13 protein-coding genes, 2 tRNA genes and 3 rRNA genes are annotated in these 20,764 nt (G+C 57.2%); 12 read left to right on the top strand and 6 right to left on the bottom strand.

Annotation, left to right across the window (positions count from 1 at the left end; all coding sequences use genetic code 11):
- The first annotated feature begins 15 nt into the window (after positions 1-15).
- Complete coding sequence (locus CPH89_RS20830; protein ID WP_053255329.1) at positions 16-1,824, top strand: aminopeptidase P family protein; 1,809 nt, start codon at positions 16-18, stop codon at positions 1,822-1,824.
- Between the two features lie 62 nt (positions 1,825-1,886).
- Here the strand turns inward: CPH89_RS20830 and CPH89_RS20835 are convergent, their stop codons facing one another.
- The 4 genes from CPH89_RS20835 to rhtA all read right to left on the bottom strand — a co-directional run bounded on the left by CPH89_RS20835 (position 1,887) and on the right by rhtA (position 4,696).
- On the bottom strand, positions 1,887-2,477 hold the full coding sequence (locus tag CPH89_RS20835) for a 2-hydroxychromene-2-carboxylate isomerase (RefSeq protein ID WP_053255330.1): 591 nt from the start codon (positions 2,475-2,477) through the stop codon (positions 1,887-1,889).
- Between the two features lie 36 nt (positions 2,478-2,513).
- Positions 2,514-3,245: an SDR family oxidoreductase gene (locus CPH89_RS20840; protein WP_053255331.1), complete on the bottom strand. Its 732-nt coding sequence runs from the start codon at positions 3,243-3,245 to the stop codon at positions 2,514-2,516.
- A 116-nt stretch (positions 3,246-3,361) separates the two neighbouring features.
- On the bottom strand, positions 3,362-3,643 hold the full coding sequence (locus CPH89_RS20845; RefSeq protein ID WP_053255332.1) for a hypothetical protein: 282 nt from the start codon (positions 3,641-3,643) through the stop codon (positions 3,362-3,364).
- A gap of 165 nt (positions 3,644-3,808) precedes the next feature.
- On the bottom strand, positions 3,809-4,696 hold the full coding sequence (gene rhtA, locus CPH89_RS20850) for a threonine/homoserine exporter RhtA (protein WP_053255333.1): 888 nt from the start codon (positions 4,694-4,696) through the stop codon (positions 3,809-3,811).
- Between the two features lie 697 nt (positions 4,697-5,393).
- On the opposite strand from rhtA, the gene CPH89_RS20860 reads away from it, so the two are divergent.
- The 6 genes from CPH89_RS20860 (at position 5,394) to mrdA (ending at position 12,841) form a co-directional block, all read left to right on the top strand.
- Positions 5,394-6,930, top strand: a 16S ribosomal RNA gene (locus CPH89_RS20860).
- 82 nt (positions 6,931-7,012) lie between these two features.
- Positions 7,013-7,089 (top strand) — tRNA-Ile (locus CPH89_RS20865).
- 30 nt (positions 7,090-7,119) lie between these two features.
- Positions 7,120-7,195: transfer RNA gene (locus CPH89_RS20870), tRNA-Ala, on the top strand.
- 250 nt (positions 7,196-7,445) lie between these two features.
- Positions 7,446-10,337, top strand: a 23S ribosomal RNA gene (locus CPH89_RS20875).
- A 171-nt stretch (positions 10,338-10,508) separates the two neighbouring features.
- A 5S ribosomal RNA gene (gene rrf, locus CPH89_RS20880) occupies positions 10,509-10,624 on the top strand.
- The 16S, 23S and 5S rRNA genes sit together here with 2 tRNA genes alongside, the layout of an rRNA operon.
- A gap of 324 nt (positions 10,625-10,948) precedes the next feature.
- Complete coding sequence (mrdA, locus tag CPH89_RS20885) at positions 10,949-12,841, top strand: penicillin-binding protein 2 (protein ID WP_053255369.1); 1,893 nt, start codon at positions 10,949-10,951, stop codon at positions 12,839-12,841.
- A gap of 1 nt (position 12,842) precedes the next feature.
- Here the strand turns inward: mrdA and CPH89_RS20890 are convergent, their stop codons facing one another.
- Positions 12,843-13,244, bottom strand: a complete 402-nt coding sequence (locus CPH89_RS20890) for a GFA family protein (protein WP_053255370.1) — start codon at positions 13,242-13,244, stop codon at positions 12,843-12,845.
- Positions 13,245-13,343: 99 nt separating this feature from the next.
- On the opposite strand from CPH89_RS20890, the gene CPH89_RS20895 reads away from it, so the two are divergent.
- On the top strand, positions 13,344-13,811 hold the full coding sequence (locus CPH89_RS20895; protein ID WP_053255371.1) for an SRPBCC family protein: 468 nt from the start codon (positions 13,344-13,346) through the stop codon (positions 13,809-13,811).
- A gap of 69 nt (positions 13,812-13,880) precedes the next feature.
- Here the strand turns inward: CPH89_RS20895 and CPH89_RS20900 are convergent, their stop codons facing one another.
- The gene (locus CPH89_RS20900; protein ID WP_053255372.1) at positions 13,881-16,115 is read right to left on the bottom strand and encodes a TonB-dependent receptor; all 2,235 of its coding nucleotides are present in this window, start codon (positions 16,113-16,115) and stop codon (positions 13,881-13,883) included.
- Positions 16,116-16,332: 217 nt separating this feature from the next.
- Between CPH89_RS20900 and CPH89_RS20905 the strand changes: the two genes are divergently transcribed.
- The 4 genes from CPH89_RS20905 to CPH89_RS20920 all read left to right on the top strand — a co-directional run bounded on the left by CPH89_RS20905 (position 16,333) and on the right by CPH89_RS20920 (position 20,735).
- Entirely contained in the window at positions 16,333-18,690 is a 2,358-nt protein-coding gene (locus CPH89_RS20905) for a DNA polymerase II (protein ID WP_053255373.1), read from the top strand.
- 71 nt (positions 18,691-18,761) lie between these two features.
- Positions 18,762-19,340: a GNAT family N-acetyltransferase gene (locus CPH89_RS20910; protein ID WP_053255374.1), complete on the top strand. Its 579-nt coding sequence runs from the start codon at positions 18,762-18,764 to the stop codon at positions 19,338-19,340.
- 13 nt (positions 19,341-19,353) lie between these two features.
- The gene (locus CPH89_RS20915) at positions 19,354-19,986 is read left to right on the top strand and encodes a glutathione S-transferase N-terminal domain-containing protein (RefSeq protein ID WP_053255375.1); all 633 of its coding nucleotides are present in this window, start codon (positions 19,354-19,356) and stop codon (positions 19,984-19,986) included.
- A 164-nt stretch (positions 19,987-20,150) separates the two neighbouring features.
- Positions 20,151-20,735 carry a DUF4174 domain-containing protein gene (locus tag CPH89_RS20920; protein WP_053255376.1) on the top strand — a complete coding sequence of 195 codons (585 nt, stop codon included), beginning with the start codon at positions 20,151-20,153 and terminating at the stop codon, positions 20,733-20,735.
- Positions 20,736-20,764 lie beyond the last annotated feature (29 nt).

The raw sequence follows: 20,764 nt of genomic DNA on the forward strand, positions 1-20,764 counted from the left end.
TTAGCAGGAGACACAATGAGTACTCAGCCTTTGACCCATGGATCCGTTCCCCAGCGCCTGGCGCTGACCCGCGAGCTGATGAGCCGCGAGGGTATCCACGCCCTGCTGGTGCCGTCGGCCGACCCGCATTTGTCCGAGTATTTGCCGGGTTACTGGCAGGGGCGGCAGTGGTTGTCCGGGTTTTATGGCTCGGTGGGGACGTTGATTGTCACCGCAGATTTCGCCGGTGTCTGGGCCGACAGCCGTTATTGGGAGCAGGCGACCAAGGAACTTAAGGGCAGTGGTATCGAGTTGGTGAAGTTGCAACCGGGCCAACCCGGCCCGCTGGAGTGGCTGGCTGAAAACACTCCGCAAGGCGCTGTGGTGGCGGTGGATGGTGCGGTGATGGCCGTGGCCTCGGCGCGTACCCTGGGCGGCAAGCTGACGGAGCGCGGCGCACGCTTGCGTACCGATATCGATGTGCTGAATGAAGTCTGGCACGACCGCCCCGCGTTACCGTCCCAGCCGATTTACCAACACCTGCCTCCGCAGGCCACCGTCAGCCGCGGCGAAAAACTCAGCGCGCTGCGCGCCAGCTTGAAAGAGAAGGGCGCCGACTGGCATTTCATCGCCACCCTGGATGACATCGCCTGGTTGTTCAACCTGCGTGGCGGTGATGTGTCGTTCAACCCGGTGTTCGTGTCCTTTGCCCTGATCAATCAGCAGCAGGCCACTTTGTTTGTCGCGCTGAGCAAGGTCGACGCGCAACTGCGCGCAATCCTGGAGCAGGATGGTGTGACCTTGCGCGACTACAGCGAAGTGGCTGATGCGCTGCGTGCCGTGCCGTCGGGTGCCAGCTTGCAAGTTGACCCGGCTCGCGTGACCACAGGGTTGCTGGAGAATCTCGATGCGGGGGTCAAGCTGGTCGAGGGGCTGAACCCGACTACGCTGGCCAAATCCCGCAAAAGCCTGGCTGACGCGGAGCATATTCGCCGGGCCATGGAGCAGGATGGTGCGGCGCTGTGCGAATTCTTCGCTTGGTTGGACGGTGCGTTGGGCCGCGAGCGCATCACCGAGCTGACTATCGACGAACACCTGACGGCGGCACGCACCCGTCGCCCCGATTATGTATCGCTGAGTTTCAACACCATTGCTGCATTCAATGCCAATGGCGCGATGCCGCATTACCACGCCACTGAAGAAGAGCATGCGCTGATCGAGGGCGATGGTTTGCTGTTGATCGACTCGGGCGGCCAGTACCTCGGCGGCACCACCGATATCACGCGGATGGTGCCGATCGGTACGCCGAGTGAGGAGCAGAAGCGCGACTGCACGCGGGTCCTTAAGGGCGTGATTGCGCTGTCTCGTGCACACTTCCCCAAGGGCATTCTGTCGCCGTTGCTGGATGCGATTGCGCGTGCGCCGATCTGGGCTGAAGGTGTGGACTACGGCCATGGTACGGGCCACGGCGTAGGCTATTTCCTGAATGTACATGAAGGCCCGCAGGTGATCGCCTACCAGGCCGCCACTGCGCCACAGACCGCGATGCAGCCGGGAATGATTACTTCGATTGAACCGGGCACTTATCGCCCAGGTCGCTGGGGTGTGCGTATTGAGAACCTGGTATTGAACCGTGAAGCCGGCAAGACCGAGTTCGGTGAGTTCCTCAAGTTTGAAACGCTGACCTTGTGCCCAATCGACACGCGTTGCCTGGAGCCATCGTTGCTGACGGTGGACGAACGCGCGTGGTTCAACGCCTACCACGCCGAAGTGCGTGAGCGTTTAAGCCCGTTGCTCAACGGTGCTGCATTGGAGTGGCTGCAGGTGCGTACCGCGGCTATTTGATCGGCATGCGCCGCTTGCGAAGTGCTCGCAAGCGGCGTTCAAGGGCGGTGGGCGTTCAACGCCTAGCTGAGCGCTTCGCGCACAAAATCCAGACGGTCCTGACCGAAGAACATGTCATTGCCTACAAACATGCTGGGCGCACCGAAAACGCCGCGCTGAATAGCCTCTTCGGTTTTGTCCTTGAGCGCTGTTTTTGTGCGTTCATCATTGGCCAGGGCCAGCACTTCGTCAGGGTCGAAGCCTGCTTCGGTCAGAACCGCAGCCACCCCCGCGGGATCGCCCAGGTTGCGGCCTTCAACCCAGATGGCGCGGAACAGGCAGTCAATAAACGCCTGGAAGCGTTCTGGCTGACGTAGTTGGATACCGGTAACGGCGCGCATCAGCACCAAGGTGTTGATGGGGAAGTGCGGGTTGAACTTGAGCGTCACGTTGTAGCGTTTTGCGTACCGCGCCAAGTCATTGAACGTGTAACGACCTTTGGCCGGCACGGTGATTGGCGAGGCGTTGCCTGTGGCCTTGAACACGCCACCCAGCAACATCGGCTGATAGACCAGTTGCGTGCCGGTTTCGGCGCATAAGGCAGGCAATTGGGTATAGGCCAGGTAAGTGGCCGGGCTGCCGAGGTCAAAGAAGAACTCCAGGGTTTTACTCATGGCGATACTCGCTGCTTATTATTGGGGGGATAGCGCTTACCAGGCTTCATTCCAGGGACGCAGGTCCAGCTCAAAGGTCCAGGCGTCACGTGGTTGGCTGTGCAGGTACCAATAGTTGTCGGCGATGTGTTCCGGATTGAGGATGCCGTCCTGATCTTTCAGGGCGTATTTCTGCGGAAAATTGTCGCGAATGAAGTCAGTGTCGATTGCACCGTCGACCACCACATGGGCCACGTGGATATTCCTGGGGCCCAGTTCTCGCGCCATGCTTTGCGCGAGGGCGCGGATGCCGTGCTTGGCGCCGGCGAATGCGGCAAATCCGGCTGCTCCGCGCAAACCGGCGGTGGCGCCGGTGAACAGGATCGTGCCTCTATTGCGGGTCACCATACGTTTGGCAACTTCGCGAGCATTCAGGAAACCGGAGAAGCAGGCCAGCTCCCATATCTTGAAGTATTTGCGGGCGGTCTCTTCCAGGATGCTGCATGGCACATTGGCGCCGATGTTAAACACGAACGCTTCGATGGGCCCCAGCTCGGTTTCGATCTGTTCAATCAGTGCGATCACGTCTTCCTCTTTACGTGCATCACAGGCAAAGCCATGAGCTTCACCCCCCGTCGATTGGATACTGTCCACAAGGGGCTGCAACTTGTCGGCACTGCGACGGGTGACGCAGGCCACGTAACCTTCGCGGGCAAAGCGCTTGGCAATGGCGCCGCCGGTAGCATCACCGGCACCCACTACCAATACGATTTTCTTGTTATGTGTCATGGCAACTCCATTGGCTCGATTGTCGAGCTGGAGTGTAGCCGTGGCGTCGCGAATGGCCGGTTGGGGTGGGAATTTAAGAAGGGCGGAGCAGTCGGGGGGGGGGACTGCTCGGGCGGTCATTTACAGATGACGATCATGCTGCGGCTGGTGTAGCCGGCCGGGTTGATGCCGAAAGGATAGTCCCCCGGCTCTTCGGAGTTGTCGCCGGACTTGGCGATAACCCGGTAGCCCTTGGCACCGCAGGAATTGGTTGCACTGGTGTAGCACTGGTCCCAGGAGGAGGACAGGCCTGAACAGTTGATATGTAGCCCTTTTTTGCCGCGTTTCACTTCTGTCTTGGTGGTCGCAGCGCAGCCTGCTATGCCCACGACCATTAACAGTATCAAAATTCTTTTCATCACTATCCTTAATAGCCGCTTCGCAAAAAGGCTCGATGCAGGCTTTACGCGCTCTCGATTGTAGCGTTCAGCTGTCCGTGTCGAAATTCTCCATGAAAGACATTCGCTTACGGCCTAAACATGGCCTAAATGAGCGGCAAATACCAGAGCTACCTGCGATGACGATCAATCGGCTGGCACCAGTGGTTTGGATTCATTGCGCATGGTCAGCGTGGCGCCGACGGAGGCCAGAATGATGCAAGTGATCGCCATCCATTGCGCGAGGGACAAGTGTTCTTGCAGGAAAAACAGGCCGGAGAGCGCGCCGAATGCGGGCTCGATGCTCATCAACGTACCGAAGGTGCGGGCAGGAAGGCGAGTGAGGGCGACCATTTCCAGGGTGTAGGGCAGGGCAGTGGATAGAATGGCAACACCCAGGGCGACGGGAATCAGCGCAGGCGTCAGTAATGCGCTGCCGGCATGCACGATGCCGATCGGTGCTACGAACAAGGCAGCGATCATTACCCCGAGTGCCGCAGTTTGCACGCCATTGTCATTGCCGGCCTTCTGGCCGAACAGAATATAGAGTGCCCAGCACACCCCTGCGCCCAATGCGTAGGCGGCGCCGGTCAAGTCGATACCGCTGCTGGCTTCGCCTGTCGGGATCAGCAACAGAAGGCCCGCAATCGCAAGGCCAATCCATAAAAAATCTACAGCTCTGCGTGAGGCGTAGATAGCCACGGCGAGGGGGCCTGTGAATTCCAGCGCTACCGCGATGCCCAAAGGGACTGTGCGCAATGACATATAGAAGAGGAAGTTCATGCCGCCCAACGCCATTCCATAGACGATGACTGTGCGCAGGGACTTTGCCGTCAGCCTGGCGCGCCATGGGCGTAATAGAAGCAGCATGATTACGCTGGCAAAAATCAGGCGCAGGGTGGTGGTGCCCTGTGCGCCGACGATGGGAAACATGCTTTTGGCCAGCGAGGCACCGGACTGGATGGAAGCCATGGCGATCAACAGCAGGCCGACAGGAAACAATGCCGAGGCCAGGCTGCGCGGTGGGGTGGTCATTGGGGGTGTTCGTCCGAAGTCATAGTAGAGAAGCAGAACGCATATGATGCTTAACTGGCTGGGTTTGAGCAATATATTGCTCAGCTGATGGGTTTTGGCGTTCTTCATAGAAGCGGTTTGTAGATTTTCGATTGTTTGATAGAGAATCCAAATAAACGGTTGACGGCAGATTCTGGACGTCTATAATTCGCCCCACTTCCGGCGCAGTCGAAACGGAAAACTCCTTGGTAAACAAAGAGTTATGCGAGATTCGACAGCGAGTTGCTTCAGGTCATCGAAGCCCAGAAGGAGTTGGTAGGGCAGTGTTGTTTGGCTCTATTAACGTTTCGATCTTCTCGGTCGAAAGCGGAGAAAAAGAGGTGTTGACAGCAGCGTGTAACGCTGTAGAATTCGCCTCCCGCTAACGAGAGATCGGAAGCGCAAGTGGTTGAAGTTGTTGAGGAATTCCTTGAAAACTTCTGAAAATAATCACTTGACAGCAAATGAGGCTGCTGTAGAATGCGCGCCTCGGTTGAGACGAAAGATCTTAACCAACCGCTCTTTAACAACTGAATCAAGCAATTCGTGTGGGTGCTTGTGGAGTCAGACTGATAGTCAACAAGATTATCAGCATCACAAGTTACTCCGCGAGAAATCAAAGATGTAACCAACGATTGCTGAGCCAAGTTTAGGGTTTCTTAAAAACCCAAAGATGTTTGAACTGAAGAGTTTGATCATGGCTCAGATTGAACGCTGGCGGCAGGCCTAACACATGCAAGTCGAGCGGTAGAGAGAAGCTTGCTTCTCTTGAGAGCGGCGGACGGGTGAGTAAAGCCTAGGAATCTGCCTGGTAGTGGGGGATAACGTTCGGAAACGGACGCTAATACCGCATACGTCCTACGGGAGAAAGCAGGGGACCTTCGGGCCTTGCGCTATCAGATGAGCCTAGGTCGGATTAGCTAGTTGGTGAGGTAATGGCTCACCAAGGCGACGATCCGTAACTGGTCTGAGAGGATGATCAGTCACACTGGAACTGAGACACGGTCCAGACTCCTACGGGAGGCAGCAGTGGGGAATATTGGACAATGGGCGAAAGCCTGATCCAGCCATGCCGCGTGTGTGAAGAAGGTCTTCGGATTGTAAAGCACTTTAAGTTGGGAGGAAGGGCATTAACCTAATACGTTAGTGTTTTGACGTTACCGACAGAATAAGCACCGGCTAACTCTGTGCCAGCAGCCGCGGTAATACAGAGGGTGCAAGCGTTAATCGGAATTACTGGGCGTAAAGCGCGCGTAGGTGGTTTGTTAAGTTGGATGTGAAATCCCCGGGCTCAACCTGGGAACTGCATTCAAAACTGACTGACTAGAGTATGGTAGAGGGTGGTGGAATTTCCTGTGTAGCGGTGAAATGCGTAGATATAGGAAGGAACACCAGTGGCGAAGGCGACCACCTGGACTAATACTGACACTGAGGTGCGAAAGCGTGGGGAGCAAACAGGATTAGATACCCTGGTAGTCCACGCCGTAAACGATGTCAACTAGCCGTTGGGAGCCTTGAGCTCTTAGTGGCGCAGCTAACGCATTAAGTTGACCGCCTGGGGAGTACGGCCGCAAGGTTAAAACTCAAATGAATTGACGGGGGCCCGCACAAGCGGTGGAGCATGTGGTTTAATTCGAAGCAACGCGAAGAACCTTACCAGGCCTTGACATCCAATGAACTTTCTAGAGATAGATTGGTGCCTTCGGGAACATTGAGACAGGTGCTGCATGGCTGTCGTCAGCTCGTGTCGTGAGATGTTGGGTTAAGTCCCGTAACGAGCGCAACCCTTGTCCTTAGTTACCAGCACGTAATGGTGGGCACTCTAAGGAGACTGCCGGTGACAAACCGGAGGAAGGTGGGGATGACGTCAAGTCATCATGGCCCTTACGGCCTGGGCTACACACGTGCTACAATGGTCGGTACAGAGGGTTGCCAAACCGCGAGGTGGAGCTAATCCCACAAAACCGATCGTAGTCCGGATCGCAGTCTGCAACTCGACTGCGTGAAGTCGGAATCGCTAGTAATCGCGAATCAGAATGTCGCGGTGAATACGTTCCCGGGCCTTGTACACACCGCCCGTCACACCATGGGAGTGGGTTGCACCAGAAGTAGCTAGTCTAACCTTCGGGAGGACGGTTACCACGGTGTGATTCATGACTGGGGTGAAGTCGTAACAAGGTAGCCGTAGGGGAACCTGCGGCTGGATCACCTCCTTAATCGACGACATCAGCTGCTCCATAAGTTCCCACACGAATTGCTTGATTCATTGAAGAAGACGATAAGAAGCAGCCCGAAATTGGGTCTGTAGCTCAGTTGGTTAGAGCGCACCCCTGATAAGGGTGAGGTCGGCAGTTCGAATCTGCCCAGACCCACCAATTTTGTGTGGGAAACGCCTGTAGAAATACGGGGCCATAGCTCAGCTGGGAGAGCGCCTGCCTTGCACGCAGGAGGTCAACGGTTCGATCCCGTTTGGCTCCACCACTACTGCTTCTGAAGTTTCGAAAGCTTAGAAATGAGCATTCCATTGTGATGATGGTGAATGTTGATTTCTAGTCTTTGATTAGATCGTTCTTTAAAAATTTGGGTATGTGATAGAAAGATAGACTGAACGTTACTTTCACTGGTAACGGATCAGGCTAAGGTAAAATTTGTGAGTTACTCGTAATTGAGTATTATCGAATTTTCGGCGAATGTTGTCTTCACAGTATAACCAGATTGCTTGGGGTTATATGGTCAAGTGAAGAAGCGCATACGGTGGATGCCTTGGCAGTCAGAGGCGATGAAAGACGTGGTAGCCTGCGAAAAGCTTCGGGGAGTCGGCAAACAGACTTTGATCCGGAGATGTCTGAATGGGGGAACCCAGCCATCATAAGATGGTTATCTTACGCTGAATACATAGGCGTAAGAGGCGAACCAGGGGAACTGAAACATCTAAGTACCCTGAGGAAAAGAAATCAACCGAGATTCCCTTAGTAGTGGCGAGCGAACGGGGACTAGCACTTAAGTGGCTTTGAGATTAGCGGAACGCTCTGGAAAGTGCGGCCATAGTGGGTGATAGCCCTGTACGCGAAAATCTCTTAGTCATGAAATCGAGTAGGACGGAGCACGAGAAACTTTGTCTGAATATGGGGGGACCATCCTCCAAGGCTAAATACTACTGACTGACCGATAGTGAACTAGTACCGTGAGGGAAAGGCGAAAAGAACCCCGGAGAGGGGAGTGAAATAGATCCTGAAACCGTATGCGTACAAGCAGTGGGAGCAGACTTTGTTCTGTGACTGCGTACCTTTTGTATAATGGGTCAGCGACTTATTTTCAGTGGCGAGCTTAACCGAATAGGGGAGGCGTAGCGAAAGCGAGTCTTAATAGGGCGTCTAGTCGCTGGGAATAGACCCGAAACCGGGCGATCTATCCATGGGCAGGTTGAAGGTTGGGTAACACTAACTGGAGGACCGAACCGACTACCGTTGAAAAGTTAGCGGATGACCTGTGGATCGGAGTGAAAGGCTAATCAAGCTCGGAGATAGCTGGTTCTCCTCGAAAGCTATTTAGGTAGCGCCTCATGTATCACTGTAGGGGGTAGAGCACTGTTTCGGCTAGGGGGTCATCCCGACTTACCAAACCGATGCAAACTCCGAATACCTACAAGTGCCGAGCATGGGAGACACACGGCGGGTGCTAACGTCCGTCGTGAAAAGGGAAACAACCCAGACCGTCAGCTAAGGTCCCAAAGTTATGGTTAAGTGGGAAACGATGTGGGAAGGCTTAGACAGCTAGGAGGTTGGCTTAGAAGCAGCCACCCTTTAAAGAAAGCGTAATAGCTCACTAGTCGAGTCGGCCTGCGCGGAAGATGTAACGGGGCTCAAACCATACACCGAAGCTACGGGTATCACGTAAGTGATGCGGTAGAGGAGCGTTCTGTAAGCCTGTGAAGGTGAGTTGAGAAGCTTGCTGGAGGTATCAGAAGTGCGAATGCTGACATGAGTAACGACAATGGGTGTGAAAAACACCCACGCCGAAAGACCAAGGTTTCCTGCGCAACGTTAATCGACGCAGGGTTAGTCGGTCCCTAAGGCGAGGCTGAAAAGCGTAGTCGATGGAAAACAGGTTAATATTCCTGTACTTCTGGTTATTGCGATGGAGGGACGGAGAAGGCTAGGCCAGCTTGGCGTTGGTTGTCCAAGTTTAAGGTGGTAGGCTGGAATCTTAGGTAAATCCGGGATTCTAAGGCCGAGAGCTGATGACGAGTTAACTTTTAGTTAACGAAGTGGTTGATGCCATGCTTCCAAGAAAAGCTTCTAAGCTTCAGGTAACCAGGAACCGTACCCCAAACCGACACAGGTGGTTGGGTAGAGAATACCAAGGCGCTTGAGAGAACTCGGGTGAAGGAACTAGGCAAAATGGCACCGTAACTTCGGGAGAAGGTGCGCCGGTGAGGGTGAAGGACTTGCTCCGTAAGCTCATGCCGGTCGAAGATACCAGGCCGCTGCGACTGTTTATTAAAAACACAGCACTCTGCAAACACGAAAGTGGACGTATAGGGTGTGACGCCTGCCCGGTGCCGGAAGGTTAATTGATGGGGTTAGCTAACGCGAAGCTCTTGATCGAAGCCCCGGTAAACGGCGGCCGTAACTATAACGGTCCTAAGGTAGCGAAATTCCTTGTCGGGTAAGTTCCGACCTGCACGAATGGCGTAACGATGGCGGCGCTGTCTCCACCCGAGACTCAGTGAAATTGAAATCGCTGTGAAGATGCAGTGTATCCGCGGCTAGACGGAAAGACCCCGTGAACCTTTACTATAGCTTTGCACTGGACTTTGAATTTGCTTGTGTAGGATAGGTGGGAGGCTTTGAAGCGTGGACGCCAGTTCGCGTGGAGCCAACCTTGAAATACCACCCTGGCAACTTTGAGGTTCTAACTCAGGTCCGTTATCCGGATCGAGGACAGTGTATGGTGGGTAGTTTGACTGGGGCGGTCTCCTCCTAAAGAGTAACGGAGGAGTACGAAGGTGCGCTCAGACCGGTCGGAAATCGGTCGTAGAGTATAAAGGCAAAAGCGCGCTTGACTGCGAGACAGACACGTCGAGCAGGTACGAAAGTAGGTCTTAGTGATCCGGTGGTTCTGTATGGAAGGGCCATCGCTCAACGGATAAAAGGTACTCCGGGGATAACAGGCTGATACCGCCCAAGAGTTCATATCGACGGCGGTGTTTGGCACCTCGATGTCGGCTCATCACATCCTGGGGCTGAAGCCGGTCCCAAGGGTATGGCTGTTCGCCATTTAAAGTGGTACGCGAGCTGGGTTTAGAACGTCGTGAGACAGTTCGGTCCCTATCTGCCGTGGACGTTTGAGATTTGAGAGGGGCTGCTCCTAGTACGAGAGGACCGGAGTGGACGAACCTCTGGTGTTCCGGTTGTCACGCCAGTGGCATTGCCGGGTAGCTATGTTCGGAATAGATAACCGCTGAAAGCATCTAAGCGGGAAACTAGCCTCAAGATGAGATCTCACTGGGACCTTGAGTCCCCTGAAGGGCCGTCGAAGACTACGACGTTGATAGGTTGGGTGTGTAAGCGCTGTGAGGCGTTGAGCTAACCAATACTAATTGCCCGTGAGGCTTGACCATATAACACCCAAGCAATTTGACTACTCCTGACTTGGAAACAAGCAGAAGCATCAGATTGCGGTATGTGAAGACGATAGAACCGAAAGTTCGAATTTCACAAAACACCGAAAGCTATCACATACCCAATTTGCTGAAGCGAGGCCAGCTGGCCACGACTCAGTACCCGAATTTCTTGACGACCATAGAGCATTGGAACCACCTGATCCCATCCCGAACTCAGTAGTGAAACGATGCATCGCCGATGGTAGTGTGGGGTTTCCCCATGTGAGAGTAGGTCATCGTCAAGATTAAATTCCAGAACCCCTGTTTGCTAACGCGAACAGGGGTTTTGTTTTGGGCGGTCGAAAAGTAAAAAATTCTGGTTTTCCTAAAACCCTTCCTGCTTCTGTCCCAATTTCTGTCAGCGACACACTTCGCGTCATACGAACGCCCACTGATCTGGAGGCCTTTCCGGAGCCAAAATCGATCCTCTCCTGACAAAACAGCATGCCGTTGGGGAAATCGATGCAAAGTGTTTCTGCATTTTTGGTATGGTGCAGCACATTTTCACAAGGATTGATCTTTCATCCGCAGGACGCGGCGTCGACCTTCTTCAACGAGATGCTGTAGAAATGCCTGAACCGATACCGATCAAAGATCACGAAAAAGAAAACCGCCTGGTCAACAAGCGTTTACTCGCTTGCGCGCTGTTGGTGATTGGCATCACCTGTGCGCTGGTCGGGCGTATGTATTTCCTGCAGGTGGTGCAGTACGACTATCACTCGACGATTTCCGAAAACAACCGCGTCCACGTATTGCCGATTACGCCGACTCGCGGGCTGATTTATGACCGTAATGGCGTGGTGCTGGCCGACAACCGTCCCAGCTATAACCTGACTATCACTCGCGAGCGCACCACCGACCTCAAGGGCGAACTGGACGCCATCGTCAACTTGCTGCATTTGCCGGCCGAAGATCGCGCTGTGTTCGACAAGGCGCTGAAGCAGGCCCGACATCCTTTTGTGCCCGTTACGTTGTTCTACGAATTGACCGAAGAGCAGATCGCCTTATTGGCGGTTAACGAGTTCCGCCTGCCCGGTGTCGACGTCGAGCCGCAATTCGTGCGCCATTACCCTCTGGGCGCGCATTTCGCCCATTCGATTGGCTACGTCGGCCGAATCAATGAAAAAGAATCCAAGGCGCTTGATTCGGTGGAGTACCGTGGCACCCAGTCCATCGGCAAGACCGGTATCGAGCGCTTCTACGAGTCCGAACTGCACGGCCATGTCGGTTATGAAGAGGTCGAGACCAATGCCCAGGGTCGCGTATTACGCGTGCTCAAGCACACCGATCCGATCCCCGGCAAAAACATCGTCCTGAGCCTCGATGTCAAACTCCAGGAAGCCGCCGAAGAGGCCTTGGGCGACCGCCGTGGTTCGGTCGTCGCCCTCGACCCGCAAACCGGTGAAGTGCTGGCCATGGTCAGCAAGCCGAGCTTTGACCCGAACCTGTTCGTCACCGGTATCAGCTTCAAGGAATACGCTGCGCTGCACGACTCCATCGATCGGCCGCTGTTCAACCGCGTGCTGCGCGGGCTTTACGCGCCGGGTTCGACGATCAAGCCGGAAGTGGCCATCGCCGGTCTGGACAGTGGTGTGGTTACCGCACAAACCCGGGTGTTCGACCCCGGTTACTACCAGTTGCCCGATTTCGACCATAAATACCGCAACTGGAACCACAGCGGCGACGGCTGGGTGGACATGGACGCGGCCATCATGCGCTCCAATGACACCTACTTTTACGACCTGGCCCATAAACTGGGCATCGACCGCCTGCACGACTACCTGGCCGAATTTGGCCTCGGTCAGAAGGTCTCCCTCGACATGTTCGAAGAGTCGGCCGGCTTGATGCCTTCCCAGGCCTGGAAACGTGCGACACGCCGTCAACCCTGGTTCCCGGGCGAAACCGTAATCCTTGGCATTGGCCAGGGTTACATGCAGGTCACGCCGTTGCAGCTCGCGCAGGCCACAGCGTTGATCGCCAACAAAGGTGTATGGAACCGGCCGCACTTGGCCAAGACCATCAATGGCGTGCCGCCGGTCGACGAAAACCCCATGCCCAATGTGGTTCTGAAAGATCCGCGTGATTGGGAGCAGGTCAACCACGGCATGCAACTGGTGATGCACGACCCGCGTGGTATCGCCCGTGCGGCGGCGCTTGGCGCCCAATACCGGATTGCTGGCAAAAGTGGTACCGCGCAGGTGGTGGCGATCAAGCAAGGTGAGCGCTACAACCGTAACAAGACCCTTGAGCGCCATCGTGATAACGCCCTGTTCGTTGGCTTCGCTCCGGCTGAACACCCGAAAATCGTGATCTCGGTGATGATTGAGAACGGCGAGGCCGGTGGCCGCGTGGCAGGTCCCGTGGTGCGGCAAATCATGGACGCCTGGCTGCTCGACCAGGAAGGCCACCTGAAGCCGCAGTATGCGACGCCCGCCAAAGCGCCAGGTGACCCGCACGTTTAAGTCAGGCTTTCCACTCGCCCCATTGTTCCAGGCTTTCATAAGCCAGCCAGGGCACGTCATGGGCTGTCCAGATGTGCGAGGTGGGCCGGACACCCGGATCATCATCCAGTGTCGCCACCCGCACGATCACATGGGGCTGATGCCCGCGCTCTGCCACCAGATGTGAGCCGCAGCGCGAGCAGAAATGCCTGAGTTTGCCCGGCGATGACTCAAACGCCGACAACAGGTGTTCACCCTGCGTCCAGCGAAAGTGCTCGCGCATCACCCCGGCCGTGCTCACAAATGCGGCGGCATGCACCTTGCGGCAGCTGTCGCAATGGCAGTGGCTGATGGGCATATCCAGGCTGTCAATTTGATAGCGCACCGCTTTGCAGAAGCAACTTCCATTCAATGGGTCAGTCATAAACGTAGTGTCGGATCAAGGATAGGGTCGTCATCATTGCGCACAATCCAAGGTTGCGCATTGGTCGATGTCGCCTACTGTCAATGGAGGAGGTGACTTATGCATGTATTAGATCGCATCGAACGAAAGGTCCTGCTCAACGCTTCACGCAAACAGGTCTGGGAAGCACTCACCGATGCTGAGCAATTCGGTAGCTGGTTCGGCATTGCCCTCAAGGGTAAAACCTTTGCTGCTGGGGAAACCATCGAGGCGCCGATAACCTACCCCGGCTACGAACATGTGGTGTGGAAGGCCAGGATCGAACGCGTCCTGCCACAAACGCTGTTCTCTTTCCGCTGGCATCCCTACGCGGTGGAGAAGGACGTGGACTACGACAAGGAAACACCGACCCTGGTCGAATTCACCCTCGAAGATCGCGCGCCCGGCATCCTGCTACGGGTAGTCGAATCAGGCTTCGATGCGGTGCCCGAGGCCCGACGCCAGAAAGCGTTCAAGATGAATTCCCGTGGCTGGGATGAGCAAATGAGCAACATCGAAACCTATCTCGGCCAGGCCCGTCGCGCTTGACCCAAACGGGCATCTCTAGGATGCCCGTCTTCGTTACTGTCAGCCTTCTTGAACCGTGGTGCCGGGTGACTAGAAATCCACCGTCGCCGACAACTTGGCCACCCGCGGATCGCCCTGGGTCAGATAGCCCCCCAACGCTGACTCCCAGTACTTGGTATTCGCCACGTTTTCCACGGTAGCGCCCACTGTCACATCGCGCTGAGCCACTTTGAAGTTGTAACGAGCACCCACATCGAAGCGGTTCCAGGTCGGCAGGCTCAGGTTGTTTGCCGCATCGGCGTACTGGCCGCCGGTGCGTAACATGCGGCCGTTTACGCTCACGCCTTGCAGGCCGGGCACATCCCAGTCCACACCGGCGTTGAGTTGGAACGTCGGCACACCGATAGCACGGTTGCCGTCGTTGGCGCCGTTTTGCGTGCCGTTGACTTCAGTGTGAATAACCGTCGCGCCGCCCAGCAGGCGCAGGCCGTCGACCGGCTCACCGAAGACGCTCAGTTCTACGCCCTTGTTGACTTGCTCGCCCTGGAACACGAAGGTCGCACTTTGATCTGCGTTCAGTTGGGAGTAACCCTGAGTCGGTTGCTCGATTCGGTAGACACCCAAAGTCGCCCCATAGGCGCCCATATCCAGCTTGACGCCGGCCTCGGTCTGTTTCGAACGAGCCGGTGCAAAGGTCTGGTTGGCGTTGGTCACGGTGGCGCTGCCAAACGTGGTTGGCGCGGTTGGCCCTGAAGCCAGGCCTTCGATGTGGTTGGCGTAAAACGACACGTGGTCCCAGGGTTTGAATACCAGGCCATACACCGGCGTTGTGATGCCTTTGGCGTAGTTGGCGGTGCGCGTGCCTGTACCGTACGCATAGCCCTGAACCACCAGTTCCTGACGGCGCAGACCGGCAGTGAACAGCAGGCGGTCATCCATGAAACCAACGGTGTCTGACACCGCCGCGCTGCGGGCGAATGTCTTGGCAGTGATACCTGGATTGTTCAGGTCGCTGCCGGCGGTATAACCGCCCTTGGCGGGTGCGGCCACCTCGACAGGGTTATACAGGTTGGTCGCCTGGGTGCCGGAGGCAAAGTCAAAGGCGTTGCGTGCCTGGGTCCAGATGCCAGTCAGGCCCAGGTTCAATTTGTGGCTGACCGATCCTGTCTGGAACTTGCCGTTCAGGCCGGCCATCAGGCTGGTGTTGTCTTCCTGGTGAGCAATGTTCGAGCCGCTGACGGTGGCATTACCCAATGCGTCTTTCAGGGTGACCGACGAGTAACGCCCGATCTCGTTGGTGTGCTTGGCGCCGCCAGCGATATAGGCGCTCCAGTGGTCGTTGAGGTCGTACTCGCCGCGCAGCATGCCGAAGGTGTCTTCGAGGCTGGTGGTGCCCCAGTTCGGCGCGTAGTTGGTAGCGGCGGATGGGGCGTTGGGGAGATGGGTCAGCCCACTGCCCAGCAACACCGTATTGCGGCCGCCGTTGACCTGTTGCTTCTGATAAACAAAGTCACCCGACAAACGCAGTGCATCACCGCGGTAATCGAGGCCGACGGAGAACAGCTTCGAACGCTGGTTCTCATCGTCGACCGCAGTATCGCCTTCACGCTGGGAAAGGTTCACCCGCGCACCAAAGCGGTTGTCCTCGCCAAAACGCTGTCCGATGTCGAGGTGCTCGCCAACTCGCCCATCGCTGCTGATATCCGTGCTGAAACGGCGCAGCGGCACCTCATCGGCGCGCTTGGGTTGCAGGTTTACGCCGCCGCCAATGCCCGAGCCGCCGGGCGTTACACCGTTGATAAAAGCGTTGGGGCCCTTGAACACTTCAACCCGTTCCAGGGCATCGGTGGACATGATCTGGCGCGGCAGGATGCCGTACAAACCGTTGAACGAAATGTCGTCGCCATTGAGTGGCAAGCCGCGAATCACGAAGGCCTGGGCCTGGTTGGCATAGCCCGATGCCTGGCGCATGGAGGCGTCGTTGAGCAACACATCGCCGACGGTTTGCGCCTGCTGGTCGCGGATCAATTTTTCGGTGTAGGAGGACATGCTGAAGGGCACATCCATGATGTCCTGGTTACCCAGAACTCCCAATTGGCCACCGCGTGCAACCTGACCGCCAGCGTAAACCGGGGGCAGGGCATTCGGCGCGGGCGCATCGGCATCGATGCGGGTGGCGCCCAATTCCAGTGGCTTGCTATCCGAACGGTTGTCCGCATCCTGTGGGGGGGTTGGCGTTGCAGCATGAGCTGCGAGGCTCAGGGAGCAGCAAAGGGCGAGCAGGGTCGGGCGAAACGGTAAAGAAAGTCGGCTGCAGGTGGGCATGGTCGATCCTGACGGCTAACCGTCAATGTGAGGAAAAGGGCAACAGCGTTGCGCTTCCTCGCTGCGCGGATACGACTCCGGTGCGAATGATAGTGATTGTTATTAATGTTCTGCAACAAATTTGTGGGATTGCAGTCTGCGTGCGCGTTAACGTGCCGCGTTTGGCCGGATGCCGAGTAGAATCACGCCCTGAAAGCGATTCCTGAGGTGCGGTACGGTGGATTTACAGCAGGGTTTTGTCCTGACCCGGCATTGGCGCGACACCCCGGCGGGCACGGAGGTCAGTTTCTGGCTGGCCACGGATCTCGGGCCGCGGTGTATCCGCCTACCCATGCAAACCTCGGTCATGTTTATCCCCGAGGCCCATCGCAAGCATCTGGATTGGCTGCTCAAGGACGAGCGCGATATCGAACTGCGCCCGTTGCAACTGTGTGACTTCCATCATCGCCAGGTCCTGGGCCTTTACACCCGCCAACACCGCCAAATGATGGACCTGGAAAAACGCCTGCGTGCCGCGGGCGTTGATGTGTACGAAGGCGACGTGCGGCCGCCCGAGCGCTACATGATGGAGCGTTTCATCACCGCACCGGTATGGTTCGGTGGCACACCGGACGCCGATGGCACGGTGCTTGACGCCCAGATGAAACCTGCGCCCGACTACCGCCCGCCGCTGAAACTGGTGTCCCTGGACATCGAGACCACCGCCCAAGGCGACCTGTATTCCATTGCCCTCGAAGGCTGCGGCGAGCGCCAGGTCTACATGCTCGGTCCGCCGAACAAGACCGACGCCGTCGACTTCAAACTCGACTACTGCGACACCCGCGCCCAATTGCTCGAACGCCTCAACGTGTGGCTCGCCACCCATGACCCCGACGCGATCATCGGCTGGAATGTGGTGCAGTTCGACCTGCGTGTACTCCACGAACATGCCCAGCGCCTCAACGTGCCATTGCTGCTCGGCCGTGGAGGTGAAGCCATGGCCTGGCGTGAGCATGGCAGCCGCAATCACTATTTTGCTGCAGCAGCGGGGCGCCTGATTATCGACGGCATCGAAGCCCTGCGTTCGGCCACCTGGAGTTTCGAGTCCTTCAGCCTGGAAAACGTCGCACAAACCCTGCTTGGCGAAGGCAAGGACATCTCCACGCCGTACCAACGCATGGATGAGATCAACCGCATGTTCGCCGAGGACAAGCCCGCGCTGGCACGCTACAACCTCAAGGACTGCGAGCTGGTCACGCGGATTTTCGAGAAGACCGAGCTGCTCAAGTTCCTGCTGGAACGGGCCAGCGTCACCGGGTTGCCGGCCGACCGCAACGGCGGCTCCGTCGCCGCGTTCACCCATCTGTACATGCCGTTGATGCACCGCCAGGGCTTTGTCGCGCCGAACCTGGGCGACAAACCACCGCAGGCCAGCCCTGGCGGGTTTGTCATGGACTCGCGGCCCGGCCTCTACGAGTCGGTGCTGGTGCTGGATTACAAAAGCCTCTACCCGTCAATTATCCGCAGCTTCCTGATCGACCCGGTCGGTCTGATCGAAGGCCTCAAGCACCCCGACGACAGCGAGTCGGTGGAAGGTTTTCGCGGTGCGCGTTTTTCGCGTAGCCGGCACTGCTTGCCGTCCATCGTCGCACGCGTTTCCGAAGGGCGCGAAGTGGCTAAGCGCGAACACAACGCGCCACTGTCCCAAGCCCTGAAAATCATCATGAACGCTTTCTATGGTGTGCTCGGGTCCAGCGGCTGTCGGTTCTTCGACACCCGGTTGGCGTCGTCAATCACCCTGCGTGGCCACCAGATCATGCGCCAGACACGTGAGTTGGTTGAGGCCAAGGGCTATGAGGTGATCTACGGCGATACCGACTCCACGTTCGTGTGGCTGGGCGGCGCTCATTCCCAAGAGGACGCCAGCCGCATCGGCCAGGAATTAGTGCAGTACGTCAATGCCTGGTGGCGTGCGCACTTGCTCAATGAGTTCGGCCTGCAAAGCGCCCTGGAACTGCAATACGAAACCCATTTCAGCCGCTTCCTCATGCCGACCATTCGCGGTGCGGAGGAGGGCAGCAAAAAGCGTTACGCCGGCTTGGTCGTGCGCGCCGATGGCAGTGAAGACATGATCTACAAAGGCCTGGAAACCGTGCGCAGTGACTGGTCGCCCCTGGCCCGGCAATTCCAGCAGGAACTCTACCAGCGCATCTTCCATCGTCAGCCTCACCAAGACTACGTGCGCGACTATGTGCGTCGAACCTTGAGCGGCGAACTCGACGACCTGCTGATCTACCGCAAGCGCCTGCGGCGTCAGCTGGATGACTACGAACGTAACGTCCCGCCCCATGTGCGTGCTGCGCGTCTGGCGGATGAATACAACGACCGCCTCGGGCGCCCACGTCAATACCAGCGCGGTGGCTGGATCCGTTACGTGATCAGCGTCAACGGCCCGGAACCGCTGGAGGTGCGGCAGGCGCCGATCGACTACGACCACTACGTTACGAGGCAATTGCAGCCGGTTGCCGATGCGATCCTGCCGTTCGTAAACGATGATTTCGGCACCTTGGTCGGCGGGCAAATGGGCCTGTTCTAAATCGCTTGCCTGGAGACGGTGAGAGCCTGCACTCTTGACCTCTGAACACCCCTCGGACGGCGCACCTTTCCATGACCCAGATCACGCTGACCGGCACTACGGTCGAACTCCAACCCCTGCAACGTGAACATGCGGCTGCGCTGGTCGAAGCTGCCGCCGACGGCGAGCTTTGGAACCTCAACGTCACCAACGTGCCCGGCCCCGAAACGGTCGGCAAGTACCTAGACCTCGCCCTGGCCGGGCGTGCGGCCGGCACCATGATCCCGTTTGCCATCGTGCGTCGCGACGGCGGCCAGGTGGTCGGCAGTACACGCTTCTGGAAGGTTGACCGGGTGAACCGCAAGCTCGAAATCGGCCATACCTTTTTGGCGCAATCGACGCAAAAAACTGCGGTCAACACCGAATCCAAATTGTTGCTGCTGACCTACGCCTTCGACGTGCTGGAGTGTGTGCGGGTGCAGTTCACCACCGATGAACTCAACGAAAAATCCCGCGCCGCCATCCTGCGTCTGGGGGCCGTGCAAGAAGGCATCGTGCGTCACGAACGCATCATGCCCGACGGGCGCAAGCGCAACTCGGTGCGCTTCAGCATCATCGATTCGGAATGGCCGCAGGTGAAGGCCAATTTGCAGGCCAAGCTTCTGCGATAGGGAGGAAACGCGCATGTACACGCTCTACGGCATTGATGAATCCGGCTCCTGCATGATCGAAATTGCCCTGCAGCGTTGCGCAGTACCGTGGCGCCGCATCGACGCCAGCTCCTGGCAACACAGCGAGGGCAGCGAAGCCCTCGCACGGATTAACCCGCTCAAACAGATACCGACCCTGGTCACCCCCGATGGGCAGGTGCTGACCGAAAGCGCCGCTATCCTGATCCACCTGGGCCTGGAGTTTCCCGCTTCCCAGCTGCTGGCCGGCAACCGCGCGCAGATCCTGCGCGGCCTGGTGTACATCGCCGCCAATTGCTACTCGGCAATCGGCATCATCGACTACCCGCAGCGCTGGCTGGGGGATGCGGATGACGCGGTGCAGGCGCAATTGATCAGCGGTACGCGCCGTTATCTGCATCATGCGTGGGTGGTGTTCGCCGAGCAGTTTGCCGACCAGTTGTTCGCCCCGAGCGCGCTGCCGAATGCGCTCGGCATCATGGCCGCCGCGGTGTCGCGTTGGGACGAGGCGCGCGAGGTGTTGGGCAACTTGGCGCCAGGCTTTGCCCAGACACTGGCCCATGTGGATAGCGACCCGGTCGTGGCGCCCGTCTTTGCGCGACATTGGCCGGACTGGGACGTCTCGTAATGTTTCTGCAATCAGAAGAAACAATGACCGTTACCCCCACGCGGCCCCTTGCGTCGCGGGCGTCCTGACCTACGCTTCTTAACGTGGTGTAGGAATCATCCTTGAATTTGACTGTCGCAGACATGAAACTCAAGAACCCTGCATGGAATTCAAAGGAGGTGCGCATGCTCATCCGGTCGCTGACCCTGGCTACCTTGATGGCTTTTACGGGGCCGCTGTTGGCCGCGGATGATATCAACCCGCTCAAACAGGACTTGGGCAAGTCCCGTCCGTTGGTGGTGGTGGAGTTGGATTCCGGCAACGAAACGTTGGCCACCCTCAAGAAACAGCTGGACGAGCCTGCCAACAAGCAGTCCTTTGAAGAGCGCAGCATGGTCTTCTACACCGTCAAGTTCGGCAGTATCGGTGCTGAAGGGGAGAAGTTCGCCAAGGACCCGAAGGACAACAAAAAGCTCACGCCGCCTGAAACCAACGCGTTGATCCGCGCCCTCAAGTTGGGTGCCGGCAGCGGCACCAAGGTGATTCTGGTGGGTAAGGACGGCGAGAAGAAAGTCGAGAAAACCGTGCCACCGGATACCCTCGATCTGAAGGCGTTTTTCAGCGCCATCGACCAGATGCCCCAGGCCGAAAAAGACTTGGCCGCGCCTGCCGAACCGGAGCCTGCCGCCCCTGCTCCAGCCAAGGGTGCCAAAGCTGCCAAGCCGGCAAAACCCGGCAGCAAGCCTGCCGCGCAACCACTCGATGATTGAACACACCTAACCCCTGTGGGAGCGGGCTT

The sequence above is a fragment of the Pseudomonas fluorescens genome, from assembly GCF_900215245.1.
Taxonomy (GTDB): domain Bacteria; phylum Pseudomonadota; class Gammaproteobacteria; order Pseudomonadales; family Pseudomonadaceae; genus Aquipseudomonas; species Aquipseudomonas fluorescens.

What these genes read in the sequence shown, in the direction of transcription:
- CPH89_RS20890 (WP_053255370.1), bottom strand. Translation starts at nt 13,244, where the DNA reads ATGACTGACCCATTGAATGGAAGTTGCTTCTGCAAAGCGGTGCGCTAT.
- CPH89_RS20900 (WP_053255372.1), bottom strand. Translation starts at nt 16,115, where the DNA reads ATGCCCACCTGCAGCCGACTTTCTTTACCGTTTCGCCCGACCCTGCTC.
- CPH89_RS20835 (WP_053255330.1), bottom strand. Translation starts at nt 2,477, where the DNA reads ATGAGTAAAACCCTGGAGTTCTTCTTTGACCTCGGCAGCCCGGCCACT.
- rhtA (WP_053255333.1), bottom strand. Translation starts at nt 4,696, where the DNA reads ATGACCACCCCACCGCGCAGCCTGGCCTCGGCATTGTTTCCTGTCGGC.
- CPH89_RS20920 (WP_053255376.1), top strand. Translation starts at nt 20,151, where the DNA reads ATGCTCATCCGGTCGCTGACCCTGGCTACCTTGATGGCTTTTACGGGG.
- CPH89_RS20830 (WP_053255329.1), top strand. Translation starts at nt 16, where the DNA reads ATGAGTACTCAGCCTTTGACCCATGGATCCGTTCCCCAGCGCCTGGCG.
- CPH89_RS20910 (WP_053255374.1), top strand. Translation starts at nt 18,762, where the DNA reads ATGACCCAGATCACGCTGACCGGCACTACGGTCGAACTCCAACCCCTG.
- CPH89_RS20915 (WP_053255375.1), top strand. Translation starts at nt 19,354, where the DNA reads ATGTACACGCTCTACGGCATTGATGAATCCGGCTCCTGCATGATCGAA.
- mrdA (WP_053255369.1), top strand. Translation starts at nt 10,949, where the DNA reads ATGCCTGAACCGATACCGATCAAAGATCACGAAAAAGAAAACCGCCTG.
- CPH89_RS20845 (WP_053255332.1), bottom strand. Translation starts at nt 3,643, where the DNA reads ATGAAAAGAATTTTGATACTGTTAATGGTCGTGGGCATAGCAGGCTGC.
- CPH89_RS20895 (WP_053255371.1), top strand. Translation starts at nt 13,344, where the DNA reads ATGCATGTATTAGATCGCATCGAACGAAAGGTCCTGCTCAACGCTTCA.
- CPH89_RS20840 (WP_053255331.1), bottom strand. Translation starts at nt 3,245, where the DNA reads ATGACACATAACAAGAAAATCGTATTGGTAGTGGGTGCCGGTGATGCT.